27 protein-coding genes are annotated in these 26999 nt (G+C 62.9%); 8 read left to right on the top strand and 19 right to left on the bottom strand.

Translation table 11 applies throughout. The features are described 5' to 3' along the window. Nucleotides 1–45: 45 nt before the first annotated feature. From AC4P1R_RS18910 to AC4P1R_RS18900, 3 genes are all read left to right on the top strand, one after another. Nucleotides 46–711 (top strand): metallophosphoesterase family protein, encoded by a 666-nt coding sequence (locus AC4P1R_RS18910; protein WP_069456404.1) that lies wholly within the window; start codon nt 46–48, stop codon nt 709–711. A gap of 96 nt (nt 712–807) precedes the next feature. After that, nucleotides 808–1512, top strand: coding sequence for an HAD family hydrolase (locus AC4P1R_RS18905; protein ID WP_069456403.1), 705 nt, complete (start codon nt 808–810; stop codon nt 1510–1512). An 89-nt stretch (nt 1513–1601) separates the two neighbouring features. Then, complete coding sequence (locus AC4P1R_RS18900) at nt 1602–1814, top strand: hypothetical protein (protein ID WP_069456402.1); 213 nt, start codon at nt 1602–1604, stop codon at nt 1812–1814. Nucleotides 1815–2126: 312 nt separating this feature from the next. Here the strand turns inward: AC4P1R_RS18900 and AC4P1R_RS18895 are convergent, their stop codons facing one another. From AC4P1R_RS18895 to AC4P1R_RS18830, 14 genes are all read right to left on the bottom strand, one after another. Then, nucleotides 2127–2807: a peroxiredoxin-like family protein gene (locus AC4P1R_RS18895; protein WP_069456525.1), complete on the bottom strand. Its 681-nt coding sequence runs from the start codon at nt 2805–2807 to the stop codon at nt 2127–2129. 370 nt (nt 2808–3177) lie between these two features. Beyond that, complete coding sequence (gene dhaK / locus AC4P1R_RS18890; protein ID WP_151613604.1) at nt 3178–4173, bottom strand: dihydroxyacetone kinase subunit DhaK; 996 nt, start codon at nt 4171–4173, stop codon at nt 3178–3180. A 143-nt stretch (nt 4174–4316) separates the two neighbouring features. Then, the gene (locus AC4P1R_RS18885) at nt 4317–4727 is read right to left on the bottom strand and encodes a hypothetical protein (RefSeq protein ID WP_069456523.1); all 411 of its coding nucleotides are present in this window, start codon (nt 4725–4727) and stop codon (nt 4317–4319) included. Then, a complete protein-coding gene (locus AC4P1R_RS18880; RefSeq protein WP_151613603.1) occupies nt 4728–6350 on the bottom strand; it encodes a putative PEP-binding protein in 1623 nt (540 codons plus the stop codon). Continuing rightward, nucleotides 6334–6678, bottom strand: a complete 345-nt coding sequence (locus tag AC4P1R_RS18875; protein ID WP_069456521.1) for an HPr family phosphocarrier protein — start codon at nt 6676–6678, stop codon at nt 6334–6336. The genes AC4P1R_RS18880 and AC4P1R_RS18875 overlap by 17 nt, the downstream gene beginning before the upstream one ends. Next, on the bottom strand, nt 6678–7076 hold the full coding sequence (dhaM, locus tag AC4P1R_RS18870; protein ID WP_151613602.1) for a dihydroxyacetone kinase phosphoryl donor subunit DhaM: 399 nt from the start codon (nt 7074–7076) through the stop codon (nt 6678–6680). Before dhaM ends, AC4P1R_RS18875 begins: the two co-directional genes overlap by 1 nt. Beyond that, nucleotides 7073–7684 (bottom strand): dihydroxyacetone kinase subunit DhaL, encoded by a 612-nt coding sequence (dhaL, locus tag AC4P1R_RS18865; protein ID WP_255642796.1) that lies wholly within the window; start codon nt 7682–7684, stop codon nt 7073–7075. Before dhaL ends, dhaM begins: the two co-directional genes overlap by 4 nt. Before the next feature lie 243 nt (nt 7685–7927). Continuing rightward, a complete protein-coding gene (locus tag AC4P1R_RS18860) occupies nt 7928–9562 on the bottom strand; it encodes a dihydroxyacetone kinase subunit DhaK (protein ID WP_151613601.1) in 1635 nt (544 codons plus the stop codon). Nucleotides 9563–9601: 39 nt separating this feature from the next. Next, nucleotides 9602–10609 (bottom strand): ABC transporter ATP-binding protein, encoded by a 1008-nt coding sequence (locus AC4P1R_RS18855; protein WP_069456517.1) that lies wholly within the window; start codon nt 10607–10609, stop codon nt 9602–9604. Continuing rightward, a complete protein-coding gene (locus AC4P1R_RS18850) occupies nt 10602–11699 on the bottom strand; it encodes an ABC transporter ATP-binding protein (RefSeq protein WP_069456516.1) in 1098 nt (365 codons plus the stop codon). Before AC4P1R_RS18850 ends, AC4P1R_RS18855 begins: the two co-directional genes overlap by 8 nt. 3 nt (nt 11700–11702) lie before the next feature. After that, the gene (locus tag AC4P1R_RS18845; protein ID WP_069456515.1) at nt 11703–11915 is read right to left on the bottom strand and encodes a hypothetical protein; all 213 of its coding nucleotides are present in this window, start codon (nt 11913–11915) and stop codon (nt 11703–11705) included. Next, nucleotides 11912–12868, bottom strand: coding sequence for a carbohydrate ABC transporter permease (locus AC4P1R_RS18840; RefSeq protein ID WP_069456514.1), 957 nt, complete (start codon nt 12866–12868; stop codon nt 11912–11914). Before AC4P1R_RS18840 ends, AC4P1R_RS18845 begins: the two co-directional genes overlap by 4 nt. After that, a complete protein-coding gene (locus AC4P1R_RS18835; RefSeq protein WP_116288759.1) occupies nt 12865–13791 on the bottom strand; it encodes a carbohydrate ABC transporter permease in 927 nt (308 codons plus the stop codon). The genes AC4P1R_RS18840 and AC4P1R_RS18835 overlap by 4 nt, the downstream gene beginning before the upstream one ends. Nucleotides 13792–13912: 121 nt before the next feature. Continuing rightward, nucleotides 13913–15238, bottom strand: coding sequence for an ABC transporter substrate-binding protein (locus AC4P1R_RS18830; RefSeq protein ID WP_192803821.1), 1326 nt, complete (start codon nt 15236–15238; stop codon nt 13913–13915). 529 nt (nt 15239–15767) lie between these two features. Between AC4P1R_RS18830 and ytfQ the strand changes: the two genes are divergently transcribed. The 5 genes from ytfQ to AC4P1R_RS18805 all read left to right on the top strand — a co-directional run bounded on the left by ytfQ (nt 15768) and on the right by AC4P1R_RS18805 (nt 21092). Further along, complete coding sequence (gene ytfQ, locus AC4P1R_RS18825; RefSeq protein WP_151613600.1) at nt 15768–16730, top strand: galactofuranose ABC transporter, galactofuranose-binding protein YtfQ; 963 nt, start codon at nt 15768–15770, stop codon at nt 16728–16730. A gap of 84 nt (nt 16731–16814) precedes the next feature. Beyond that, entirely contained in the window at nt 16815–18344 is a 1530-nt protein-coding gene (gene ytfR / locus AC4P1R_RS18820; RefSeq protein ID WP_151613599.1) for a galactofuranose ABC transporter, ATP-binding protein YtfR, read from the top strand. Beyond that, nucleotides 18331–19353, top strand: coding sequence for an ABC transporter permease (locus AC4P1R_RS18815; protein ID WP_069456526.1), 1023 nt, complete (start codon nt 18331–18333; stop codon nt 19351–19353). The genes ytfR and AC4P1R_RS18815 overlap by 14 nt, the downstream gene beginning before the upstream one ends. Next, nucleotides 19350–20318, top strand: a complete 969-nt coding sequence (yjfF, locus tag AC4P1R_RS18810) for a galactofuranose ABC transporter, permease protein YjfF (protein WP_151613598.1) — start codon at nt 19350–19352, stop codon at nt 20316–20318. The genes AC4P1R_RS18815 and yjfF overlap by 4 nt, the downstream gene beginning before the upstream one ends. A gap of 21 nt (nt 20319–20339) precedes the next feature. Continuing rightward, entirely contained in the window at nt 20340–21092 is a 753-nt protein-coding gene (locus AC4P1R_RS18805) for a FadR/GntR family transcriptional regulator (protein WP_151613597.1), read from the top strand. A gap of 108 nt (nt 21093–21200) precedes the next feature. Here the strand turns inward: AC4P1R_RS18805 and AC4P1R_RS18800 are convergent, their stop codons facing one another. The 5 genes from AC4P1R_RS18800 to mctS all read right to left on the bottom strand — a co-directional run bounded on the left by AC4P1R_RS18800 (nt 21201) and on the right by mctS (nt 26755). Continuing rightward, entirely contained in the window at nt 21201–22316 is a 1116-nt protein-coding gene (locus tag AC4P1R_RS18800; protein WP_069456509.1) for a TRAP transporter substrate-binding protein, read from the bottom strand. 85 nt (nt 22317–22401) lie between these two features. Further along, on the bottom strand, nt 22402–23949 hold the full coding sequence (locus AC4P1R_RS18795; RefSeq protein WP_069456508.1) for a TRAP transporter large permease: 1548 nt from the start codon (nt 23947–23949) through the stop codon (nt 22402–22404). 118 nt (nt 23950–24067) lie between these two features. Then, nucleotides 24068–24616: a TRAP transporter small permease subunit gene (locus AC4P1R_RS18790; RefSeq protein WP_151613596.1), complete on the bottom strand. Its 549-nt coding sequence runs from the start codon at nt 24614–24616 to the stop codon at nt 24068–24070. 130 nt (nt 24617–24746) lie between these two features. After that, complete coding sequence (mctR, locus tag AC4P1R_RS18785) at nt 24747–25379, bottom strand: two-component system response regulator MctR (RefSeq protein WP_151613595.1); 633 nt, start codon at nt 25377–25379, stop codon at nt 24747–24749. Then, the gene (gene mctS, locus AC4P1R_RS18780) at nt 25376–26755 is read right to left on the bottom strand and encodes a two-component system sensor histidine kinase MctS (RefSeq protein WP_151613594.1); all 1380 of its coding nucleotides are present in this window, start codon (nt 26753–26755) and stop codon (nt 25376–25378) included. The genes mctR and mctS overlap by 4 nt, the downstream gene beginning before the upstream one ends. Nucleotides 26756–26999 lie beyond the last annotated feature (244 nt).

Genomic DNA, 26999 nt, shown 5'->3' with positions numbered 1-26999 from the left:
GCAAGTGGAGAATGCCGGGTTTCGCGGGCAGAGGAGTACCAGTTCATGAATGGCCGGCGTCTCACCTTTGCGGTCGGCGACATTCACGGTTGCCTCGCGCAACTCGATACGCTCCTGGCAAGCATCGAGTCCGCCGCCCCTGGCGGCAGGGTCATCTTTCTCGGTGACCTCGTCGACCGGGGGCCGGACAGTCGCGGCGTCGTCGAACGGATCATGGCCGGGCCGACCCGTCCCGGCTGGCAATGGGTCACCCTCAAGGGCAATCACGAGGAAATGCTGGTGGCGGCGCGCAAGGGCATGGCCGAGATGAGCATGTGGCTGATGAACGGCGGCTATGAGACGCTGGAGTCCTATGGCGGCGCCATACCGCTCAGCCATCTGGTCTGGATGGCCGATCTGCCGTCGATCCTCGTCGACCGCTTTCGAATTTACGCCCATGCCGGCGTCGATGAAGCCGTTCCGCTGGAGGAGCAGAGCGACGAGGTTCTGCTTTGGATCCGCACGGATCCGGATTATTCGGGGCGCTACTGGGGCCGGCATCTCTGCCACGGACATACGCCGAGCCGCAGCAATCCGCGGACGGTCGGCAACAGGACCAATGTCGACTCCGGTGCGGTTTTCGGCGGCATGCTCTCTTGTGCCGTCTTCGACGACGATGCGCCGGGCGGGCCGATCGAGTTTCTTGTGGCCGCCGGAGAAGACGCCTATTAGGGTGAGGAGCCAGCCGGGGAGGGGCAAGGACTCGCGCGCCCGCCGCCCCAGGTCGTCGAAACTGCCCTTGAGCACGAGGGGCCAAAAGGAGCCAAATTGGATCTCCCGTCTTCAGCGATATTCCCCAATGATTTCGCAGCCCTCCTGTTCGACATGGACGGGACGCTGCTCAATTCCATGGCCGTCGTCGAACGGGTCTGGGGTGCATGGGCCATTCGCAACGGGATAGATCCGGCCCGATTGATGAAGACGGTGCACGGCGTCAGGGCGGCCGACGTGATCCGCAAGCTCGGCCTGCCGGTCGATCCGGAGCGCGAGGCCCGCGACCTTGCGGCGGTCGAGATCGCCGATGTCGAGGGTGTCGTCGAAATTCCCGGCGCGATCGCCTTCCTCGGCTCTCTGCCGCCGGAGCGTTGGGCAATCGTGACGTCGGCGCCGCTCGAACTCGCAACGCGCCGGCTCGCCGCGGCCGGTATTCCGGTCCCACGCCATATGGTGACCGGCGAGGACGTGACGATCGGCAAACCCGACCCGCAGGGCTACCGCCTGGCGGCCGAGAGGCTTGGCGTGCGTGCCGAGGACTGCCTCGTTTTCGAGGACGCTCCGGCGGGGATCCTCGCCGGCAGGGCGGCCGGGGCCGAGATCGTGGTCATCACCGGAGCGCATGCGGCTGCGGGTGAAACGCCGCATGTGAGTTTCGCGCATTACGCCCATATCGAAGTCCGTCTCGGCGGGAGCGGATGGCTGTCACTGCACCGGCGCCCGGTCGAACCTCGCATCGGTGAGGCAAAACGCGTATAACAATACCCATTGCATGGTCCCGGGACGTCCGGATCGGGGTTCGTACCGATGTGCAGCAAGGCGTCCGGGACGAGATCTGGAGGACAGCCATGGAACTGACAAACGCGCGCAGACTGGCCGATGAGTATCTGCGTCTCGGCGGACACCGTCGGGTCGTCATCGACGATAACCAGACATCGGTTCGCGAATGGGAGTCCGAGCCGCACGAGGCGGAGGCGTTCTGGAAACGCCATGTCGAGACCTTGAGCCCCGAGTGCCAACGCGAAGTGCAGCTGCTACTGCCGACCATCAATCGAGCGTGAGGCGCGGGCACCGGCGGCGTTAGTCGCATGCGAAATGCCACAAGCGACAGGGCGGGTTACCTTGCCCCCGTGAGCGGCCGTGACGACTTTCACGCGAGGATGGTGGCGGGTTTTCGGCCACACACGCCAGCAGATTGCCAAGTTCGACCTACTACGGTCACTGGTGAAGGGCAAAGTGCATCTGGTCCGATTTGACTCCAACCGACAGCGCCCTGCGATTGTCTGCGCTGTAGTCTTCCTAACCATCCCCCGTCAAACTCATCGCCGCCCCGGCGACGTGATGCAGGCCAGACGAATTTCGAAGATGCGGCCTCAGTGAGGGAGACTGTTGGCAGCTGCGAGCATCTCCGCCGCGCTTGGAAAGACGGAGAGGCTGTTCGGCCCGTCGCGCGCTTCAATTTGCACCCAGCGAACGATGCCGTCGGCGTCGATGAGGAAGTGCCCGACAAGCTGTGTGGGGTGACTTACGAGGATAGCACGATCAACTTCATTAAGCTCGAAGCCGTCCTGGGCGTTGAGTATGGTATTGGCCGCCATTGGATGTAGGGCTTCCGGCAATTCGCCCGTCGGGTTAATGCGAGCGGTCTCGAATTGCTCCATGCTTGCCAGATAGGGCCACACAGGCTGCTCGCGGCTGTCCTCGGGCAGGAACTCGGCGCGCGGTACGCCAAAGGCACGGTGCGTGGAGCAATCCTGGTCACATAGGAGCACGGCCGGCGTCGGCCGGTGCCCGAAATATATGCGGGCGCGCTCCACCGGCGTGTTGATCACGGCAATAGTTTCCACCCCTGCGGCGCGCAGGGCAGGCTGTAGGCCACCGAGCTGTGCCAGTTGACGCCGACAAAACGGGCAGTGCAACCCGCGGAAGAAGGCGATCAGAAACGGGTGACCGTGGAGGCTGGCGAGAGAGACCGTTCCTTCTTGATTTGCCGACGGAAGCGCGAATGCGGGCGCGTATTCCCCCGGTTGCAGCGGGCGTATCTGGTCTCCCATGGCATCTGTCCTCTGCCGGGCGTTCAGGTGGATGCTGGACTTGATCCAAGTCCAACACCTATCACGCCACGTCACCACTCGCTATGTTCACGGTGCAAATCAGCTCGGGGTGAACGGCGAGCCCGATAATCGCGGTCGAGATCGTACGCATGGTTCTCTCCTCTCATTCGAGCAGAACGCCAAGTGTAGAAAAGGCGAGCTTTCCGGCAATTCGCCGATTGACTTAACCCGCACCGACGGGGGTAGACTCGCTGCACCAGATTTAGTGATGTCCACGCCCCGGCTGCCGGCTCCCGCAAACGCGCCCAAGAAGTGCTTTCCTCACGAAGACCTAAAATTCCATAGGCCGTGCGCAGACCGATATATGCGATCAGCTTCTCCAGCGCAGCGCCGCGGTGTCGACTGGTGCGTCCCACAAGGAAAGCTCTCGTTCATCGAGGCGCGCTACGGTGATTGAGAGGCCCGCCATGTCCAAGGAGGTGACATAGGTTCCGACCAGCGACCGGGCGACTGTGACGCCGAGGCGCGCAAACCGCGCCCGGGCGGCATTGTAAGCGAGATAGAGCTCCGACACCGGCGTGCCACCGAAGCCGTTGATGAAGAGAAGCAGCTTGTCGCCCCCGTCCGGCGCCAGATCGCTCAAGATCGCCTCGAGCATCGTTTCCACGATCTGGTCGGCGGTCGCGAAGTTGACCCGTGCGCGGCCCGGCTCTCCGTGAATCCCGACGCCCATCTCCATTTCGTCTTCATCGAGCACGAACGTCTCCCGCTCGGTGTCAGGTACGGTCACGCCGCCAAGCGCCACTCCCATGGTGCGGATGCGGGCGTTCAGGTCGTCGCCAAGCGCACTCAGTTCCTCAAGCCGCCAGCCTGCCTCCGCCGCCGCTCCGAGCAGCTTCTCGACCACGAGGGTTCCGGCAACGCCTCTTCTGCCTTGGCTGCGCTTCGACCCGCTGGGATTTACGTCATCGCGCACGACCACGGTGGCGATCCGGTGCTCGGCCGCCGCGAGCTCCGCGGCCATCTCGAAATTCATGACGTCCCCGTCGTAATTCTTGACGATGAGCAGACACCCCTCGCCACCGTCGGTTTCCCGGATCGCGGCAATGATCTGGTCCGGTGTCGGAGAGGTGAAGACATGTCCGGTGCAGGCGGCGTCCAGCATGCCTTTCCCGACAAAACCGACATGCATCGGCTCGTGCCCGGCGCCACCGCCCGAAATGAGCGCGACCTTGCCCCGACGAAGGGTCCGCCGGCGAACGAATTTCCGCTCGGCGCCGAAGGCCACCAGGCGTTCGTGTGCTGCGACAAAGCCGGCGAGGCTTTCGGCAACCAGCGTTTCGGCCCTGTTCATGAATTTCTTCATAATGCCCCTCCTCGACGCCACGCTTCCTCGCGCTCAGCAACAAGCGCCGCAATATCCCCAACTTGGCACAAGCTCCCCTCGATCGGTGCAGATTTTCAAGGGGCATGCCGCAGGTAGCATTCACTGAACCGCATCGGGCCTGGCTAATCCACCGTTCCAATCAGTTTCGCCATGTTTTGGACGAGTTCCTCGATCGCCTCGTCGAACAGGCGGTTCTTCTTTTCATCGCCCAGATCGGGAACGATCAGCGAGAGCTGGCGCAGTTTCTCTGCACCTCCGAGATCCGGCAGCTTGCCGGGATGCGCCGATTGATAGGCCTGGAGAAACCGCTCCTGCTCGCCGGGGCTGAAGTGACAGACCTGGAAGATCGTGGCGAGGTGGCGCGCCGGCAGAGGGGTCGAATAAGCCGGGCTTGTCACTTGCGTCACGAAGCTGCGATGCTTGCCGAGAGCCACGGCGAGCCGCTGACGAGTCCCCGACGGCCGATTGTCGATGATCTGCGCCAGGATCGTCTTATAGGCCATGATGGCGTCTTCAACCGTCTCGCGAGTCATTCAGCTCTTCTCCGCCGCGGCCAGTCCGTCCGAGTACAAGCCGCCGATAGCCGATCGTATGTCCGCTAAACGATTGGGCGCCACCGAAAAGTTGCGAAGGCCGGCGGCCAGCAGGGCCGGGATGTGGCGGGGCTCGGAGGCCATCTCGCCGCAGATGCCGACCGGCCTTTTCATCGCGTCGGCAAGCGCCACGCCCCCGGCGATGAGACGGCAGATAGCCGGCGCGGCGGCATCGTAGAGTTCAGCCACGCTCCGGTCGTCTCTTGCCGCCGCCGCCAGATACTGTGCCAGGTCGTTCGTTCCGAAGGAGAAGAAGGCCGAACGCGAAAAGCGGTCGAGCATCAGCGCCGCCGCCGGGACTTCCACCATCATACCGATCTCCGGCATGCGCGTTTGCACCCCGCGCCTGACGAGAACGGCCGATTCCTCTTCGAAGATCGTCGACATCGCATCAAGCTCGTCCGGGACCGTCACCATCGGCAGCAGGACGCCGAGCCTGCCGTGCGCAGTTGCGCGCAACAGCGCGCGTGCCTGGAGACGGGCAAGCTCCGGCCGCGCCAGGAGCAACCGTATGCCGCGCAAGCCCATGAATGACTCGCTCTTCCTGGCTCCGAGGTCCGGCAATGTCTTGTCACCGCCGAGATCCAGCATGCGGACGATAACGGGCGCGTCGCCGGCCCAGCGCAGCGCCTGCCGATAGATCTCGTAATGCCTTTCCTCGTTGAAGGCATCCGTGGGTGACGTCATCAGAAACTCGGTGCGCATCAGGCCGATACCGGCGAACAGCGAAGGATCGATGGACCCGAACTCGAGTGGATCGTTGATGATCGCCGACAGGCGGATCGCGACGCCATCGGCGGTCTCGATCGTTCCGCCCGCGCGAGGCGGCTCAGCCGGCCTTGCTTCAGCCATTCTGGATTTCGCCTCGCGAATGCGCGCCTCTTCCGGCGCGATGACGACTCGCCCCTCCTTCGCATCGACGAGCAGGCGCGCGCCATCGGCGACTTCAAAACGTCCCGTCGCAACGATCATAGGCACCGAACGGCTACGGGCGAGCATCGCAACGTGGCTGGCGATGCTGCCGTCGAAGAGGACGATGCCGCCACCGGCGGTCCAGTCATGCGCAAGGAAGAGACTAGGCTGCAGGTCCTTGCCGACGAAGACCGAACCCGGCGCGAAATCCTCCGGCGCGCGGCCGGTCAATGCGCCGAGGACGCGATTGCGGATATCGACGACATCGGCCGCGCGGGCGCGGAGCTGCTCGTCGGGCGCCTCCTCGATACCGGCGATATAGTGGTCCAGCGCCGCGACCCAGGCGAGCGCGGCGCCATCTCCTGCGAGGATCCGCTCCTCGGCCATTTCGACGAGTACCGGGTCCAGCAGCATCTCGATCTGGAAATCGAGAATGCCGGCGCTCTCCTCGTCCGACCGGCCTACCAGCGCCTTCAACTCCGCGATAGCGGCGGCGACGGCCCGACGCAGCTTTTCGCGGTCCGCGGCCGGGCTATCGCCCGGCGGCAGCGCATCGGCGGCAACTTCCACGGCGAGATGGACGGTCCCGACTGCAACGCCCGGAGACGCGCAGAGCCCTTGTATTTCCTGTATTTCAAGCGCTCCGGCCATGTTTCTTTTCTTCATCGAAGTCGCGCTCGACAAGCGCCTGGAGGGCATGGATCGCTTCTGCCGCACGCAGCCCACGGGTTCGAATCTTCAGAATCGATCCCCTGCGAATCCGGGCTCCCATGATCTTGACGATGCTCTTGCCGTTCAGCCACACCTGGCTGCCATTGACCTCGATCTCGACGGTGCAGGGGAACGACTTCGCCAGCCGCGTGAAGGTGACCGACGGGCGGGCGTGCAGCCCGAAGCCGTGCGTCACCTCGATCTCCGTCTGGCAGTAGCCCTGTGCATCACCTGCCGCCGGGGCTTGCTGTCGCGACCTGTTGTCCATCACGGCGAAAGCTCCTCCGCGGTCGCCACCACGCGGGCGAGCGCCGCGCCGCCGGAGGCCTCGGCCGCGGCCATCACCGCACCCTCCACCAATGGCGCATTGCAAATGACAACCCGGCCGGAGCGCGCTTGGCCGAGCATTTCGATCGCCATCTCGCTGTTGGTCTCCGCGCCGCCGAGATCGACGAAGACGGCGACGCCCGCATCCGACCAGGCCCGTTCGATCGCCGCCAGGATGCTGCCCGAGTTCGTTCCGAGCCCGCCATCGGCGTTGCCCCCCGCCCAGGCGAGAGGCACGCCGTCGCCGACCATCTGCCGTACCATGTCGGCGGTACCTTCGGCGACAAGCGGGGAATGCGATACGATGACGATGCCGACATTTGCGGATTTCGAGTTCATGCCGGACCTTGCTCCTCCAGGAAACGACAGATCGCTGCCGTCAACAATGCACAGCTCTTCGCGCCTGGATCGACATGTCCGATCGACCGTTCGCCAAGGAACGCGGCGCGCCCGCGCATCGCTTTCATGGCGAAAGTGAGGCTTGCCGCGCGTTCCGCCTCTTCAGCAATGCCTGCGAGACCCGCGCGCCTTACCACTTCGGCATGCACCGGGTAAAGCACGTCGAGCAGCGTCTTGTCGCCGGCGCTTGCGCGGCCGCGCCGCGCTACGGCGTCGATCGCGCGTTCGAGCACGCGCGCAAAGTCGGCGTCCCCGGCCATCTGCCGGCCGATCTCCATCAGGAGCGTCCCATAGAGCGGACCGGCCGCACCGCCGATGCTCATGACAAGGGTGAGGCCGATCTCCTCCAGCGCCTTCGGCATCGGCAGATGCACGAGCCGGTCCCGCTCGGCATAGACCGCCTCGGAGCCGCGGCGCATGTTGGTCCCATGGTCTCCGTCGCCGATCGCCCTATCGAGTTCCGAAAGATGATCGGCATTGGCGGCAATCGTCTGACGGCAGGCTTCGATCAACCCGCCTATGAGCGCTGCATTTGCCGGCACGACCAACACCCTTCTGCCACCCCTTGCGCGATCATACACGCGATCGGCTAGCGCATCGGCCCGAAAATCGTACCCGATTTTCGGGCCGATGCGCAGATTCAAAGCGTTACCGCGACCTTTGCGCGTCTGAAAAGATGCGCGGCGCTGTAAAGCGCGTTGCCATTAACCAGTCCTGCAACGCGCTTAAGGCTCTTGCCCTTCTGCATATCGTTGCCCCAAGACCATTGCGCACGTTTGGGGGGACCTGCATTAACGAAGACCCGCTGCAACTTCGAAGACGGCGGCGACGGCCATCGCGCCCGGATCCGGCACGCCGTCGAGATCCCGCTCTCCGACATAGGAGGCGCGCCCGGCCTTTGCCTTCTTCATGGCCGAGGTCGCATCGGCGCCGGCACGCGCTGCCGACGCGGCGGCGGCAAGTCCGCCGGTCTTGAGAGCGCGGAGCGCCGGGTCCAAGGCATCCACCATCGTTCGGTCGCCGACCGCAGCCCCGCCGTAGAACGTCATCCGTTCGAGCCCGGCCAGCAGCGCGCTCGCCATGTCCTTCGTATCGGAGTGGGCCTTGGCGGCGGCCGTGAAGAAGATCGAGAGCAGCACGCCGCTGGACCCACCCATGCTGGTGCTGAGAATGCTTCCGATCGATGAAAGCGTCGCGCCGATGTCTTTCAGCGGCAGCCGTTCGATCTGGGAGAGCACGCTACGCGAGCCGGTCGCCACGGTTGAACCCGTATCGCCGTCGCCAGCCCTCGCGTCGAGATGATTAAGCTCTGCTTCGAGCGAGAGGAGATGATCGCAAATCGCCGCGATCAGCCGATCGACGGCCGGGTCGTAACTGGCCGGCAGCGCTTCTCCGGCAGGCGCGGCGGCGATCGGCAGAACGACGATTTCGCGCCGGTCGACCGCAGGCATCCATGCATGCGGCGCAACCGGTGACTTCAGCGCCGCCTCGCGCTCGGGATCGAGCCTGATAAGCGAAAGCGAAAAGCCGTTCATGTTGAGCGCCGTCATCATCGGTGCCGGACCGATTGTCAGTTTCACGCGATCGGCCAGCGAAGAGGCAAACACCGTGTGGGCGATCAGGCCCATCTCGATCGGCGGCACGGCGCCGAGATTGTTGAGGAGCAGCGCATAGTCGCCATCCTCGGGCAGAGCTCTGGAAAGCCGCTCGGACATGGTCGCGACGATGCTTCGCGCCTCCTGCAGCGCGATCCGCTCAGCACCCGGTTCACCATGGATGCCGAGCCCCAGTTCCCCTTCGTCAGCCGCGAGCCGCTCCGCATGGGCCTGGCCGGGAATGGAGCAGGACGAGAGCGAGACGCCGAGCGAGACGATGCTGCCCGCCGCCGAACGGGCTGCCGCCGCGACGGTCTCGAGGTCGGCGCCGCGCTCGGCGAGATGCCCGGCGATCTTGTGCACGAAGAGCGTTCCCGCAACGCCGCGCGGCTGGGCAATGTCGGGCAACGCGATATCGTCCGCGACGATCACCATCTCGACGCGAAAACCCTCGACTCGCGCCTTCTCCGCCGCAAGCCCGAAGTTGAGGCGGTCGCCAGTGTAGTTCTTGACGATCAGCAGGCAGCCCATCGGGCCCGTGACGGTCCGGATCGCGGTCAGCACCGCATCGACGCTCGGCGAGGCGAAGATCTCACCCGATACGGCTGCGGTCAACATTCCGCGCCCGACGAAACCAGCATGCGAGGGCTCATGGCCCGCCCCGCCGCCCGAGATGACGGCAACCTTCGCTTTGTCCCAGTCGCCGCGCAGGACGATCTTGATGTCGGGATAGGAGTCAAGCCGCGCGAGGCTTCCGGCCGGCGCCGTCTGCAGCAGGCCGTCCAGCGCTTCGGTGACGATATCTTCCCTGCGGTTGAAAAAGTGCTTCATCGTTTGTCATCCAATTGCTTCGTCGAATGCTCGGCGGCGTCAGCGCAGGCGTTCGCCGTCCGCCCCGAAATAGAGGGGCTGTCTCAGCGTGAGATCGATCCGGTCTCCCGGCCTGATGGAGAGATAGGGGTCGGCAAGCGTCACGATCCTGTGACCCTTGACCCGGATATGCAGGTGGTTTTGGTCGCCGAGGTGCTCTATCCAGTCGACCTCGGCATTGCCCGACACATTCGCTGCAATCTCCAGATGCTCGGTGCGCGCGCCGATCGTACGCGCGCCTGATGGCGGCGCCGCACCCGGCAGGAGATCGACCGGCAGCATGTTTATGTGCGGCTGGCCGAGGCGCGCCGCGACATGCAGGTTGGCGGGATCACCGTAAATCTCCCGCGGCGTTCCGATCTGCACGAGGCGGCCTTCGGACAGGATGCCGATGCGGTCGGCCATCGTCATCGCCTCGACCTGGTCGTGGGTCACGTAGAGGAGCGTGGAGTTCAACTCGTTCTGGATCCGCTTCAGCTCCAGCCGAAGTTCGGCGCGCAGCTTTGCATCGAGCGACGACAGCGGCTCGTCCATCAGGTAGATGGCCGGCCGGCGCACGAGCGCGCGGCCGATCGCGACACGCTGCATCTCGCCGCCCGAAAGCCGCGTCGAGCGGTTTTCCAGCTTGTGCTCGATGCGAACCATGCGCGCCACTTCGCGCACGCGGCGGTCGATCTCCTCGGCTGCGAGCCGGCGGGCCGGCGAACGCAGCGGAAAGGCGAGATTGTCGTAGACGCTCAAATGTGGATAGAGCGAATATTGCTGGAAGACGAAGGCCACGTCCCGCTCCGCCGGCGAATGACTGCCGACATCGCGACCGCCAATCGTCATCCGCCCGCGATCCGGCCTTTCGAGGCCGGCGATCAGGCGCAGCGTGGTGGTCTTGCCTGCACCGGTCGGCCCGAGGAGGACGACGAGTTCCCCGTCCCGGATGGTCAGTGACAGATCGTCGACCGCGACCGCCTCGCCGAACGTCTTGCGGACACCTTGGAGTACGACCTCAGCCATGGCGGGCCTCCTGATAGAGGGACGAGGCGATCGCCCTGCCCGAAGCGCAGTCGAAGAGGGCGAGCTTTGCCGGATTGAACTCGAGCCCGACGGTCTCTCCGAGCCTGAAGCTGCGGTCGGCCGGGATTCTCGCCTTGACGATGCCGGAGGCGGTTTCGACGGCAACGACCTGGTTCGTGCCGAGATACTCGCTGCCGTAGACGGCGCCGCGAAGGCGTGATGCGTCGTTGAAGCGGATATGTTCGGGACGCACGCCGAGCGCCAGTTCACCGGGCCGCACATCCTCGCTCACCTGCGGCACGGGGATCTCGATACCGTCGAGAAGGATAGACTGCGTCCCCCTGTGCAGGCCCGAACGGAATCGCATGAAATTCATCGGCGGCGAGCCGATAAAGTCGGCGACATACATCGAGGCCGGCCTATTGTAGATTTCCTGCGGCGTACCGTACTGCTCGATCACGCCATGGTTCATCACCGCGATCTTGTCGGCCATCGCCATGGCTTCATGCTGGTCGTGGGTCACGTAGACCGTCGTCGCATGGATGCGATTATGCAGTTCGCGCAGTTCGTGGACCATCACCTCGCGGAACTCCGCATCAAGCGTGCCGAGCGGTTCGTCCATCAGGAAGCATTTCGGCCGCCGGACGATCGCACGGCCGAGCGCAACACGCTGCCGGTCGCCGCCGGCGAGCCCCGAAACCGATCGGTCGAGGATGTGGTCGATGCGCAGGAGCTTCGCGGTTTCCTCGACACGGGCGCGGATCTCGGCCTTGGGCACGCCCTGCGACAGGAGCGGGAAGCCGATGTTCCGGCGCACGTTCATATGCGGATAGAGTGCGAAGAGCTGGAAGACGAAGGCTATGTCGCGGGCGCTCGCGCGGTTGAAGGTGACGTCCTCGCCATCGAGATGGATCTTTCCGCTGGTCGGCAGTTCAAGCCCGGCGATCATCCTGAGCGTCGTCGTCTTGCCGCAGCCCGAAGGGCCGAGCAGCGCCAGGAATTCGCCATCCTCGACGGTGAAGGACGAATCCTCGACGGCAGCGAAATCGCCGAACTGTTTGCGGAGGTTCACGATCTTGATCTCGGACATTGCTCACTCCGGAAACTTCGAAACGATGATGAACAGGACGGTTCCAGTCAGAAGCATGGCGAGCGAATAGGTGTAGAGCGTCAGCAGGAACGGCTGGAACAGCATCAGGAAGCCGCTGGCGATCAGTACCGTCGCGATATTTTCCATCGGGCCGCGCCGCAGGAAGAACGGCCGCTTCTGCCGGGATGCACGGGTCATTTCTTGCGGGCTCGTCATTTGCGTACAGCTCCGAAGGTGATGCCGCGCAGCAACTGCTTGCGCAGGATGATGGTGAAGACGAGGATTGGCACCAGGAAGATCGTCGTCCCCGCGGCAACCGCCGGCCAGTCCTGGCCGCCCTCGCCGATGATCGTCGGTATGAATGGCGGCGCGGTCTGCGCAGAACCCGAGGTCAGGAGCACCGCGAAGGCATATTCGTTCCAGGCGAAGATCAGGCAGAAGATCGCGGTGGCGGCGATGCCGGTCGTCGCCTGTGGCAGCACGACCTTCCAGAAGGCGTGCAGGCGGGTATAGCCGTCGATCATCGCGGCTTCCTCGTATTCGCGCGGGATCTCGTCGATGAAGCCCTTGAGAAGCCAGACCGCGAGGGAGACGTTGACGGCGGTGTAGAGCAGGATCATGCCGAGCGCCGTGTCGGATAGGCCGAACTGGCGGTACATGAGGTAGATCGGGATCGCGACCGCGATTGGCGGCATCATCCGGGTCGAGAGGATGAAGAACAGGAGATCGTCGGCAAGCGGCACGCGGAACCGCGAGAAGCCATAGGCGGCAAGCGTTCCAAGCGACACCGCGAGGAAGGTCGAGCCGAAGGCGATGATCAGCGAATTGCCGAAGCGCGGCCAGTAATTCGACGGCCCGGCGATCACCATGTTGCGGCTGCGCGTGATCTCGTCGCAGGTGCCGGTCGCCGGCGGCAAGGACTGGATATAATCCGGCGTCTGCCGTGTACGCGTGGTGAAAAGGTTGCAATAGCCCTCGAGTGTCGGCGTGAACACGATCTTCGGCGGGTAGCTGATCGAGTCCGGCGGAGACTTTATGCTCGTGAGAAAGATCCAGGCGAGCGGTATCATCGTCACGAGCGCATAGAGGATGACGATCACGCCGGCGATGCGCTTGACGGTCGGCGTCGGCTCGACCACGGAATGGGCGGTGGTGTTGACCGAACTCATCTCTGTTTCACCTTGTTGAGCGCCTTGACGTAGATGTTGGCGAGGCCGAACACCGCGACGAAAAGTATGATTGCGAAGGCGGAAGATCGCCCGGTGAGCCAGCTTTCGAAGGCCTCGCGCTTCAGCGTGATCGATGCCACCTCGGTCGTCGAGCCGGGTCCGCCGCCGGTCAGCAGCATCACCATGTCGAACATCTTGAAGTTCTCGATGCCGCGGAAGAGCACTGCCAGCATGATGAAGGGCAGGGCCATCGGCACGGTGATCGACCAGAATTGCCGCCAGGCCGAGGCGCGATCGACTTCCGCCGCCTCGTAGATGTAATCGGGAATGGATCTGAGGCCTGCGAGGCAGATCAGCATCACGTAAGGGGTCCACATCCAGGTATCGACGACGATGATCGCCCAGGGTGCGAGCGTCACCGAGCCGAGCATCTCGAAGGAGGACGGCGGGATGCCTGAGAAGAACGAGACGATATAATTGAAGAGGCCGATCTGGGGCTGGTACAGGAAGCGCCAGAAGTTGCCGACCACCGCCGGCGACAGCATCATCGGAATGAGGATGACCGTCGTCCAGAAGGCGTGGCCACGGAATTTGCGGTCGATGAGGTAGGCGAGCGCGAAGCCGATGACCGTCTGGAAGAGAATCGTCCAGAAGACGAAATGCGCCGTCGTCTGCATGGCGATCCAGATGTCCGGATCGTTCAGCACCCGCTGGTAGTTGCGCAAACCGACACCGACGACTTCGGCATTGGGACGGTTCGCACGGAAATTCGTGAAGGAGAGATAAACCGCCCAGATCAGCGGAAAGATATTGATCGCCAGCAGCAAGGCGATGGTCGGCGTGATGAACAGCCAGGCGATTGCGCGATCGGAAAGGCCGCGCACCCGGGCCGCGATCGTCGTCGGCGTGGAGCGGGCGAGCATTTCGGCGGATCGCTCCGCGATGGTGGAAGGGGCATCGGTCACTGACGTCACCTGAATTGGGAAAGGTTCGGGGCGCGGCCAAGACGGCCCGGACTTCGCAGCCGGGCCGTTCAAGATGAGGCTAGAGCTTGCCTTCGTCCTCGAAGATTTCCTTCCAGTCGTTGACCAGGGCGTCGAGCGCCTCCTGCGCCGTCCCCTTGTCGGCCACGACATAGTCATGCAGACGCTTCTGCATGGCCTGCAGGAGAATCGCGTAGGACGGCTCCTGCCAGAAGTCCTGCACCTGGTTCATCGCCATGAGGAAGTCGGCCGCGAAGGGCTGGCTATCCTTGAAGGACGGATCGTTCAGGACGGCTTTATGCACGGCGTAGCCGCCGAGCGCCCACCACTTCTTCTGGACGTCAGGCTGGGCGAACCATTTGATGTAGGCGAGCGCGCCGTCCATGTTGTCGGTGTTGGCGACAACCGAGATGCCCTGGCCGCCGAGTGTCGAGGCGGCGACCTTCTGCTTGGGATTGACGAAGAAGCCGATCTTGTCTCCGCCCACGTTCTCGTCCTTGTAGAGGCCGGGAAAGAAGGCGAACCAGTTCATCGCCATAGCCACCTGGCCGGATTTGAAAGCGTCAAGTCCCTCGCCCATGTAGCTGTCGGTATAGCCGGGCGGCTGGCAGCATTTGTAGAGCGCCTTGTAGGCCTCGAGGCCTGCGACGGAGTCAGGCGAATTGACCGCGCCGTCCATGTCGTATTTTCCCGGCGTCTGCTCATATTTGAAGCCGTAGGGATAGAGCGCCGAGGTTGCGCCCATGGTGATGCCTTCGGAGGCGCGCTCGGTGAAGATTGCGGCACCATAGACCTTCTGGCCATCGATCTCCCGGCCGGTGAAGAATTCGGCAACCTGCTTCAACTCATCCCAGGTCTGCGGCGGGCCGAGATCGTGACTGTATTTCGCCTTGAACTCGGCCTGCAATTCCGGCTTTGTGAACCAGTCCTTGCGATAGAACCAGCCATTGGCGTCGCCCATGGCCGGCAATGCCCAATAATTCGGGGTCCCTTTCGGCCAGGTGGAATAGGCGTTGACTGCTGCTTCGGCGAAATCGCTCATCTTGATTCCTTCCCTGTCGAAGAAATCGTTGAGCTTCACGTAGTAACCGTTCTCGGCGGAACCGCCGATCCACTGGCTGTCGCCGATCAGAAGATCACAGAGCTTACCGCCTGAATTGAGCTCGTTGAGAATACGGTCGGCGAAGTTCGGCCACGGCACGAACTCGAACTTCATCGTCGTGCCTGCCTGTGCGGTGAAATCCTTGGAGAGTTCGACCAGTGCGTTGGCCGGATCCCAGGCAGCCCAGCACAGCGTCAATTCATCGGCCTTCGCCATTCCCGGTATCGCCGTCGACAGTATGAGTGCCGACGACATGCCCGTCAGGGCCTTCGTCATCTTCCGCATGTATTCCTCCCAGATACAGTATCGACCGGTCGCCGGCCTCGGAAAAATTCTCCCTTGCTCACATGCCCAAGCGGTACTCCCTCATGTTAAGCAATATGTTTAGTGATATACGTTTTACTAAACAGATCAAGTGCAATTCGTCGCTGCAACGCAGCATGCGCGCAGTGAAGGTTCAAAGGGAGCGCAGCAGCGCCGTGAGGCGTTATCCAGCAACGCCGGCACAGGCCGGCCATCGGCCGCAGCGACCCCACGGGCGGAGCCGAAGGCAATTTGCGCCGGTCGCTGGCAAACAGTCTCTTCGTTTTCTGATTGCCGCTCCGCGACGAAACGGGATGTTTTTTGATTGTTGCGTAGGAGGCTGGCCTTCCGTGTTGACGGTTCGGCTCGAGAGCGGATCGTGCCTAGCGCTCTCTCCCGCAAGCGCTGCCGAGAAGTGTGTTCCTGATTACAAATGGGAGTTTACAAAAGTAATATTATATGATTTTTTATCCCCGAGCTGCACGGAGGCAGCTTTCTTTGGGAGGAAATCATGAATTTTCGTAAAGCACTCGCGAGTGCCACGATCCTTGCTGCATGCATGGTCGGCAGCGCTTCGGCCGCCGACCTCGTCGTCGGCTTTTCCCAGATTGGATCGGAGTCCGGCTGGCGCGCGGCTGAGACGACCCTGACGAAACAGCAGGCAGAGCAGCGCGGCGTCGACCTTAAATTCGCCGATGCGCAGCAGAAGCAGGAAAACCAGATCAAGGCGATCCGGTCCTTCATCGCGCAGGGCGTCAACGCCATTCTGCTCGCGCCGGTCGTCGCCACCGGCTGGGACGAAGTGCTGCAGGAGGCAAAGGACGCCGAAATCCCGGTCATCCTGCTCGACCGCACGGTGGATGCTTCCGATGATCTCTATCTGACGGCGGTTACCTCGGATCTCGTTCACGAGGGCAGTGTCGCGGGCAAGTGGCTCGTCGACACCGTTGCCGGCAAGGACTGCAATGTCGTCGAGCTCCAGGGCACGACCGGGTCCTCTCCGGCAATCGACCGCAAGAAGGGCTTTGAAGAGGCGCTTGCCGGTCATGACAATCTGAAGATCATCCGCAGCCAGACCGGCGACTTCACCCGCACCAAGGGCAAGGAAGTCATGGAGAGCTTCCTGAAGGCAGAAAACGGCGGCAAGAACATCTGCGCCCTCTATGCCCATAACGACGACATGGCCGTCGGGGCGATCCAGGCGATCAAGGAGGCCGGCCTGAAGCCGGGCACGGATATTCTCGTCGTCTCGATCGACGCCGTTCCGGATATCTTCCAGGCCATGGCCGCAGGCGAAGCCAACGCGACGGTCGAACTGACCCCGAACATGGCGGGCCCCGCCTTCGACGCCCTCGACGCTTACCTCAAGGACGGCAAGGAGCCCCCGAAGTGGATCCAGACGGAATCGAAGCTCTACACCCAGGCGGACGATCCGATGAAGGTCTATGAGGAGAAGAAAGGGCTCGGTTACTGATCTCGCCAATCGCCCGCGCCGTATTTCGGCGCGGGCTTTCCCATCCCGTCCACCCCGGCGGGCGGTCCTGACGAGACGGTATCCATGCACAGCATCAGCGAAAATATTCTTTCGGCAGTCCGGATCGAGAAGGGCTTCCCAGGTACGAAGGCGCTCGACAAGGTCGATTTCCAGCTGCGGCGCGGCGAAGTCCATGCGCTTCTCGGAGAAAATGGCGCCGGCAAATCCACGCTCATCAAATGCTTGACCGGCGCCTATCGACGCGACGGCGGCAGCATCCTGCTCGACGGGGTCGAAGTCGACCCGCGCGACACCTTCGACGCCCAGAGGCTGGGGATTGGCACCGTTTACCAGGAAGTCAATCTGCTGCCGAACCTCACGGTTGCCGAGAACCTCTTCCTCGGGCGGCAGCCACGCCGCATCGGCATGATCGACACCGGCGCAATGAACCGAATGGCGCGCGAACTGCTTTCCGAATACGAGCTCGATCTGGACGTCACGCGCGACCTCGCCAGCTTTTCGGTGGCGATCCAGCAGGTTGTGGCGATCGCCCGCGCCGTCGATCTTTCCGGCAAGGTGCTTATCCTCGACGAGCCGACCGCGAGCCTCGACGCGCATGAAGTGGCGATGCTCTTCCGCATCGTCCGGCGCTTGAAGGCGCGCGGACTGGGCATCATCTTCATCACCCATTTTCTCGAGCAGGTCTACGAGATATCCGATCGCATCACCGTGCTTCGCAACGGTCAATTGGTCGGCACCCGCGAGACCGCCGATCTCGACCGGCGCGAACTGATCGCAATGATGATCGGCCGCGAACTCGCGGATGAGATACACAGCCATCACGCATCCGCGAGCGAGGGGCGGCTACGCTACCGCTTTCGCAATTACGGACGCCGCGGACACATAGATCCCTTCGACCTCGACGTGCGGGCTGGTGAAGTTGTCGGAATTGCCGGCCTGCTCGGATCGGGGCGGACGGAAACGGCGGAGGTGCTTTTCGGCGCCAGCCGCGCCGATAGCGGTACAGCTGAGATCGACGGGCGCGCGGTCGATCTGTTGTCGCCGCGGGCCGCCATCCGCCGGAAATTCGGCTTTTGCCCCGAGGACCGCAAGACCGCCGGCATCGTCGGCGACCTTTCGGTGCGCGAGAACATCGTGTTGGCGCTGCAGGCAAGACGCGGTTGGACCCGGCCGATCTCCCGCTCGGAGCAGAATCGCCTCGCAGACCACTATATCCGCGTGCTCGATATCCGCACCGCCGACCGTGAAAAGCCGATCAAGCTGCTATCGGGCGGCAATCAGCAGAAGGCTATTCTTGCCCGTTGGCTCGCAACCGAGCCGGAATTCCTGATTCTCGACGAACCGACGCGGGGCATCGATGTCGGCGCGCATGCGGAGATCGTCAGGCTCATCGAAAGCCTCCGTGAAAAGGGCCTGTCGCTGATCGTCATATCATCCGAGATCGAAGAGCTGGTCGCCTACAGCACGCGGGTGATCGTCCTGCGCGATCGTGCCCATGTCGCCGAACTCGATGGCGACCGAATTACCGCGCATCACATCGTCGAAGCGATCGCGGCAGCGAATGAAGGGGGCCATCGTGATGGCGACCGCTAAAACCTATCTCGGCCGACTGCTGCCGCAATTGATTGCGCTGACCGCGATTGTGATCGCTATTTCAATGGTTTTCCCTGGTTTTCTCAACCTACAAATCCAGAATGGTCGCCTCTATGGAAGCCTGATAGACATCCTCAACCGCGGTGCCCCCGTGGTGCTGCTGGCGATCGGCATGACGGTGGTCATCGCCACCAAGGGCATCGATCTCTCGGTCGGTGCCGTCATGGCGATCTGCGGCGCTGTTGCCGCCTCGCTGATCACCTCCGGCCACTCGCTTACCGAAACCCTCCTGGCAACGCTCGTGGTTGGTATCCTTTGCGGCGTCTGGAACGGACTTCTCGTCGCCATCCTCGACATCCAGCCGATCATCGCGACCCTTGTGCTGATGGTGGCCGGCCGCGGCATCGCGCAGCTCATCACCGAGGGCGCGATCCTGACCTTCAACCACCCTGGCCTTATCTTCATCGGTAGCGGTTCCTTTGCCGGCCTGCCGATGCCGGTCATCATCTGGCTGGTCTTCGGTATCCTCGTCGCGCTACTCGTTCGTCAGACGGCACTTGGCATGCTGATCGAAGCGATCGGCGTCAATCGTCAGGCGAGCACGCTGTCCGGCGTCCTCACCCCCGTTCTCCTGATCGCTGCCTACGTGCTTTCCGGCCTCTGTGCGGCGACGGCCGGCATCATCGCTGCCGCCGACATCCGGGGAGCGGACGCCAACAATGCCGGTCTCTGGCTGGAGCTCGATGCGATCCTCGCCGTCGTGGTCGGCGGGACGTCGCTTCTCGGCGGGCGCTTCAGCATCGCGGCCTCGGTGCTCGGCGCCATCATCATCCAGGCAATCAACACGGGCATTCTCCTGTCCGGCTTCCCCCCTGAGTTCAACCTCATCATCAAGGCGGCGATCATCGTGTTCATCCTCGTGCTGCAATCGCCGCGCTTCAGGACCGCCTTCACTTTCGTCAGGCTGCCGCGCGCCACCGGAAAACCGACCGAGCGAGAAGCAAAATGAAGCAGAAATATCTTCCGCTTACGGCAACGATCCTCATCTTCGTACTGAGCTATGCGCTCTGCGTCATGCAGTTCCCGAACATGCTTTCGACGCGGGTGATCGGCAATCTGCTGACGGATAACGCCTTCCTCGGCATTGCTGCCGTCGGCATGACCTTCGTCATCCTGTCCGGCGGCATCGACCTCTCGGTCGGTGCGGTCATCGCCTTTACCGGCGTGTTTCTCGCCGTCGTTCTGGAGCAGGGCGGTATGCACCCGCTCGTCGCCTTCGCGCTGGTGCTTGTTATCACCACGGCGTTCGGGGCGCTCATGGGAGCGATCATCCATTACCTCGAAATGCCTGCCTTCATCGTCACGCTCGCCGGCATGTTCCTCGCCCGCGGCATGGCCTTCGTGCTCTCGATCGATTCCGTTCCGATCAAGCATCCGTTCTATGCCACCTTGAAAGGGTTCTATTACAAGCTGCCCGGCGGCGGTCGGATTACGCTGATCGGCGGTTTGATGCTGCTCGTCTTCGCCGTCGGCATTGTGATTGCGCACAGAACCCGCTTCGGCACCAATGTCTATGCGCTAGGCGGCGGCGCCGCGACGGCGCAACTGATGGGCGTGCCGGTCGCGAGAACGACCATGGGCATCTACGCCCTCTCGGGGCTGCTGGCGGGGCTCTCCGGCATCGTCTTCTCGCTCTATACCTCGGCCGGCTATTCGCTCGCTGCGGTCGGCGTCGAACTCGACGCGATCACGGCCGTCGTCATTGGCGGGACGCTTTTGACCGGCGGCTCGGGCTTCGTCGCCGGGACCCTCGTCGGTATCCTGATCCAGGGGCTGATCCAGACCTACATCACCTTCGACGGCACGCTGTCGAGCTGGTGGACGAAGATCCTGATCGGTCTGCTGCTCTTCGCCTTCATCCTGTTGCAGAAGGGGATCATCCGGCTGACGCGGGCTGAGAGGCAGCACGCATGACGAGGGGGAGGGCCGGGTGAAATGCCGTCACGCTTCGGCAGGCCTGCGGGCAAAAGGACGAGCCATCGCCTCGTCGTGGACGAACTGGGACAAGCCGTCGTCGGCGGCGAGTTTGCGGTGGGCGAGATACTGCCCGGAGACCTCGAACTTGCAGCCCGTTTCAATGTCTCCCGTACGGTCCTGCGCGAAGCGATGAAGACCCTTGCCGCCAAAGGCCTGGTGCTCGCCCGGGCCCGCATCGGCACGCGCGTGCTGCCGCGAGCCAGCTGGAATCTCTTCGACAGCGACGTGCTCACATGGCGTTTCAATGCCGGCGTCGACGAGGATTTTCTGCGCCATGTCTGCGAGGTGCGGCTGGCACTCGAGCCCTATGCCGCGGGTCTCGCGGCGCGGCGGGCGACTGATGCGGACATTGCCCGGATGATGCGGCTCGCCGTTGCCATGGGGAAAGCCGGCCACGACGGGCAGACGCTCGCCCAGGCCGATCTGGAATTTCACCTGAGCCTGCTCGAATCCTCTCTCAATCCATTCATGCATACGGTGGGAAGCCTGATCGAAGCGGCATTGGTGGGGGTCTTCAGGCGAACGAGCCCCCGCGCCGACGCGACCGAGATCGATCGCGTCGCCATGGCCCATATCCGTATCGTCGAGGAAATCCGGCGCCGGAACGAGGAGGGCGCCCGCGGTGCGATGGAGCATGTGATCCGCGTCGGTCAGGAACGGTTGCTCCACGACCTGCGGGCACAGCGAACCCCGGCCGTGCCGCACGTTTAGATGAAGCCGAGCCCCTTCCAATTCGGATGAGCTAGCGGCTCTACTGCTCTGACTATATGGAGTAATCTCGCTCCAGGCCGAGGGCCTGGAGCGAGATTTGCATTCTGCTTACTTGCCGGCCGCCTGTGCCGCGTAGTTGTAGCTGTCATAGCTGTATTCGGCGACGCGGAACCATTGGAAGGATTCGTCGCGGAACTTCTTCCACTGCGGATAGATTTTCGCCCAGGCGGGATGTTTGTCCTCGAATTCGCCGTAGAGCTCGAAGGTGGCCTGGTAGGCCGCATCGAGGATGTCGCGCGGCATCGGCCTGAGCTTTACGCCCTTGCCGACGAGCGTACGGATCGCCGTCGTGTTCTTGACGTCGTACATGGCCTGCATGTTGAGGTTCGCCGCCTTGCAGGCGGTGTCGAGCGCGACCTTGTAGGCTTCCGGCAGCGCCTCGTATTGCGCCTTGTTGACGAAGAAGTGCACGGTCAACCCGCCTTCCCAATAGGCCGGATAATAATAGTTCGGCGCGATCTGGTAGAAGCCGAGGCGCTCGTCGTCATAGGGGCCGATCCATTCGGCCGCGTCGATCGTGCCGCGCTCGAGCGCCGGATAGATGTCGCCGCCCGGCAATTGCTGCGGCACGACGCCAAGTTTCGCCATGACTTGGCCGGCAATACCGGCGATGCGCATCTTGACGCCCTTAAGATCGGCGAGGCTCTTGATCTCGTTGCGGAACCAGCCGCCCATCTGGGCGCCGGTCGCGCCGCCAGGAATGCCGACGACGCCATAGTCGGCGAGAAACGCGTTGTAGAGCTCGTTGCCGCCGCCATGATAGAGCCAGGCATTCTGCTGGCGCGCGTTCATGCCGAAGGGAATGGTCGAGCCGATCGCGAATGTCGGATCCTTGCCGGTGAAATAGTAGCCGCAAGTATGGGCGATTTCGACCGTGTTGGCGTTCACTGCGTCGAGGGCCTGTGGTCCGGGCACGATCTCGCCGGCCTGGAATACCTGGATCTGGAATTTGCCTTCGGTGATCTTCGACAGAGCCTCGGCCATCACCACGGCGCCGCCGTAAATCGTGTCGAGATTATTCGGGAAACCCGAGGTCAGGCGCCAGCGAAGGGTCGGCAATTCCGCGCCGATCGCAGGAGCGGCGAGCGTCGAACCGGCGGCTGTTGCAACGCCGGCCAGCACGCCTTTCGACAGGAAGTTTCGTCTGTTGAGAGTATGAGTCACGCGTGGTCCTCCTCAGTTTTGGATGGGTGATTCCGGGCGGCTGTCGGGGCGAAGCGGCAGCCGGACTAGGGTCGTTGGGTGCTTACTATTGCGGCGCGCCGAAATCTGGCGTGGGCGAACCGAAGTCCACGGACGAGAGGTCGGGGCTCGTCCCGCCGTCTTCCGTGCCGAAGGGCGCGGCCGGGGTGCCGAAGGGATTGCTTTCCGCGTCTCCCGGCATCGGGACATCCAGCTGGATTTCTGACGGGTCCACCTCCACCTGGCCGGACTTGTAGTGGGTGACGAGGCCGGGGAACGACATGACGAGTACGACCATTGCCAGCTGGATGCCGAGGAACGGCAGCGCGCCCCTATAGATCTGGCCGGAAGTAACCGGTTGGATAGTCTCGCCGGTCACCTTGTCGCGATAGGCGCGAGCCGGTGCCACCGAGCGGAGATAGAAGAGCGAGAAGCCGAAGGGCGGGTGCATGAAGCTCGTCTGCATATTGATCGCCAGCATCACGCCAAACCAGATGAGGTCGATACCGAGACTATCCGCGACCGGCGCCAGCAGCGGGATGATGATGAAGGCCAGCTCGAAATAGTCGAGGAAGAAGGCGAGGAAGAAGACGAGCAGGTTGGCGGCGATCAGGAAGCCAAGCTCGCCTCCGGGTATGGACGTCATCAGGTGCTCGACCCAGATATGGCCGTTCACGCCGTAGAAGGTGAGCGAGAAGACGCGCGCGCCGAGCAGGATGAAGATCACGAAGGAGGAGAGCTTTGCCGTTGCATAGAGCGCCGAACGCAGGATCGTCAGATCGAGGCGGCGGTTGAATGCGGCCAGCATCAGCGCCCCGACCGCGCCCATGGCGCCGCCTTCCGTCGGCGTAGCAAGGCCGATGAAGATGGTGCCGAGCACGAGGAAGATGAGGGCGAGGGGCGGGATGAGGGACGTCATCACCTTGCGTGCGAGCTTGAGGCCGCGGAGCGACCGGGCTTCGGGCGGCAGCGCCGGCACGCTCTTCGGCTGCAGCAGCGACATGACCGCGATGAAGCCGGCATAGACGGCGACGAGCAGCAGACCCGGCACTAGTGCGCCCTTGTACATGTCGCCCACGGAGCGGCCGAGCTGGTCGGCGAGGATGATCAGCACCAGGCTCGGCGGGACGATCTGCGCAAGCGTTCCCGAGGCGGCGATGGTGCCGGCAGCTATCCTCCGGTCGTAGCCGTAGCGCAGCATGATCGGCAGCGAGATCAAACCCATGGAGATGACCGAGGCCGCAACGACGCCCGTAGTCGCCGCCAGGATCGCGCCGACGAAGACGACGGCGAAGGCGAGCCCGCCACGAACCGGTCCGAAGAGTTGCCCGATCGTGTCGAGCAGATCCTCCGCCATCCCACTTCGCTCCAGGATGAGGCCCATGAAGGTGAAGAAGGGGATCGCAAGCAGAGTCTCGTTCGACATCTGCCCGAAGATCCGGTCGGGAATGGCCCCGAAGAGGCTCGCGGGCAGGAGGCCCATTTCGATGCCGATGAAGCCGAAAACGAAGCCGACGAAGGCGAGGGCAAAGGCGACCGGATAGCCGATCAGCAGCACGACGATCAGCGACAGAAACATGATCGGCGCGAGATTTTCCGCGAAGAAAGCGAACATGTGACGAGATCCTGATTTAGAGCATTTTGCAGTCAGGTGGAATCACCTGAAGTCGCACAAATGCGGCAAAAACAAACAGATAGAGCGGTTGTGCGAACGCATGTGAGCGCATACCGCTCTAGAGGGCGTTGGCTTCGGCGTCGGCGAGCGCAATCGCATCGGGCAGGTCACCGCGAAGGATGGCGATGCGCTTGATCAGTTCCGAAAGCCCCTGCAGCGCCAGCAGTCCGAATCCGATCGGGATCAGCATCCAGACGGGCCAGAGAACCAGGCCGCCGGTATTGTTGGAGATCTCGCCGCTCGAGAACTTCGCAAAGAAGATCGGCGTCGCCAGATAGATCGTGATCAGACAGAAGGGCATGAGGAAAAGGAACGTTCCCATCGCCTCGATCCAGAGCTGCGCACGGCGCGGCAGGTGACCATAGAAGAGGTCGACCTTGACATGCTCGTTGTTGAGCAGGGTGAAACCGGCTGCGACCAGGAAGACAGCCGAGAACAGATACCACTGCGCCTCGAGCCAAGCGTTCGAGCTGAGGTCGAAAAGCTTGCGCGAGATCGCATTGAGGGCGCTGATCAGCACATCAGCCAGAAGCAGCCAAGAGACCGCCTTGCCCGCATGGGTATTCATCGCGTCGATGACGCGAGACAGCGACAATAGAATAGGCATCGAACTTCCTCCCCGATGACGGGTGGCTGGGACCACCGGTCGTCGCGGCAATTGGTATGCCCGCGCTTTCCTGGCTGCAAGGAGGAATATTGAGGAGATTCAATAACATACCCAGAAGTGGGTAGGCCGCTCACGTCAACCCGTGCTCGATGACATACCGCGTCAGCCCGGCGGTCGTCGCAATGCCGAGCTTCCTTTTCAGGTTCTTGCGATGCGTTTCCACCGTGGCAGCCGAAATGCCGAGGGTCTGTGCGATATCGCGATTGCTCTGGCCGGACGCCAAGAGACGCAGCACCTCCTGCTCACGAAGGGTAAGCGGCACGGCGTTGTCGTCGGCATTGCGTTCCATCAGCACGTCCGAGACCCCGGAGGAGAAGTAGGTCTCGCCGCGCGCGACCGCCTCGATCGCCGCAACGATCTCCTCGGTCGAGACATCCTTGAGGATATAGCCGCGGGCGCCTTTGAGAACCGACGTCGAGATGTATTCTCGGCTGTCATGCATGGAAAGCATGAGCACGCGTATGCCGGGCAGTTGCTGCTTGAAGAGCTCGATCGCGTCGATGCCGTTCACTTGCGGCATGTTGATGTCCATCAGCACGACGTCCGGCTGCGCGCGCAGGGCAATCTCGAGCCCCGCGCGCGCCAGCCCCGCGGTGCCAACCACCTCCACCTGGCCGTAGGTTTCGAGCAGCGCCTTGAGGCCGTCGAGCACCAGTGGATGGTTGTCTATCAGGAGGACCTTGATGGGTTGCTGTCTGCTCATGCTGCCTCCCGCCGTCTTTCAGGCTCGTGGTTTGCCGATTTCGGCAGCATAGCGGTCAGCCGCGTCCCCTCCGGGCCTGATTTGACGAGCAGGAGACCGCCGAAATGCGCCATGCGTTCCTGCATGTTGCGCAGGCCAAGCCCGCCTCGGCCATCCTTGAGTTCGTCCTCCACAAAACCATTGCCATTGTCGGCAATCGTCATCCTGACGCGCTCTTTTTCGCTCCAGAGCCTGATTTCCACCCGGCTTGCCCCGGAATGCCGCTCGATATTGTTGAGGGCTTCCTGGGCGATGCGGTAAAGGGCCGTGCTCGCCTCCGGCCTCAGCATGTCCCGCCACGCGGCTTCCATGTCCACCTCAATCCCGGTGCGCTCGGTGAAATTCTCGCTCAGCGCCTTCAGCGCCGGCGTCAGGCCGAGATCGTCGAGCACCCGCGGCCGCAATTCGTGCGAAAGCCGTCGCACCTCCTTGATCGCGCCGTTCAAGGCCTCGACGCCGACGTCGATCGCCCTGGAAGCGTCCTCGCTACGGTTCTTGACCTGGCGGCTCGCAAGGTCGATCGCATAGCGCACGCCGACGAGGTTCTGCGATATCCCGTCGTGCAGTTCGCGCGCGAGCCGCGCCCGTTCCTCCTCCTGCGTGTCGATGATGCGCTGCGTCAGCTGCTTCAGCTTGCCGTCCGCCATTCGCCGTTCGCGCAGCGTCACCAGCATGCAGGTGGCGAAGACGAGCAGCACGGCCGGTACGGCGATCAGCGTCACGACCAGAAAGGTCGTGCGGATATTCTCGCGGAGATCCGCCTTGGCGGCTGCGGTTTGCGCAAAGACGTCGTCGAGATAGACCCCCGTTCCGATCATCCAGTTCCATTTGTCGAGGCCGGCGGCGAAGGAGAGCTTGTCGGCAAGCTTGCCGGAGGAGGGCTTTTCCCATTTGTACTGATGGAGCCCGCCGCCTTCCTTGGCCTTGGCGATCAGATTGGCGATGACGCGGTCGCCATCGGGATCGACCAGGCCGAGCCAGTTGCGTCCCGGACGGAACTCCTGTCGGGGATGGACGAGATTGTTGCCGTCGTAGTCGTAGACGAAGAAATAGCCGTCCCGGCCGTAGTCGAGGCTCTTGAGGATCGCCTTGACCTTTTCCTTCGCTGCCTCGTCGTCGGGACCCGCCTTGCCATAGACCTCGTTGATTGCCGAGAGGGCGAGATTGGTGAGGTTCAGAAGCTCATTCTCCTTCGCCTTCAGCATGTTTTTCTCGAAGGTATCGATGCTGCTTTGAACGAGTGTCGTCGACTGCAATGTGATGAAGGCGGTAATGGTCAGGATCGCGACGATCAGAGGGACGATGGCCAGGGCGACGATCTGATGACGAAGATGCAAGTGCGTTCCTCCAATCCATGCTCGCCGGTTCGCTGGAAGCGCGGTCGTTTTCTCCGCTCGCCGACGGTGAACCTTGAAAAGGCTAGCCCACAGGATGATGTGGAAGTCAACTCGGGCTTGCCTGTCTCGGGGCTTTTCTCAGGCGGAACGCGGACGTTCGTGCGCTTGCCGCAGGTGCCGCTTCGCGCGAACGCCTTGCGCACACATTATTGCCATCCGCTTGGGCAAGTCAGGTAAAGTTCCA

The sequence above is a fragment of the Sinorhizobium sp. Y406 genome, from assembly GCF_058732025.1.
Note: the sequence above shows the minus strand (reverse complement) of the source record. Positions and strands in the feature narration are given on the sequence as shown.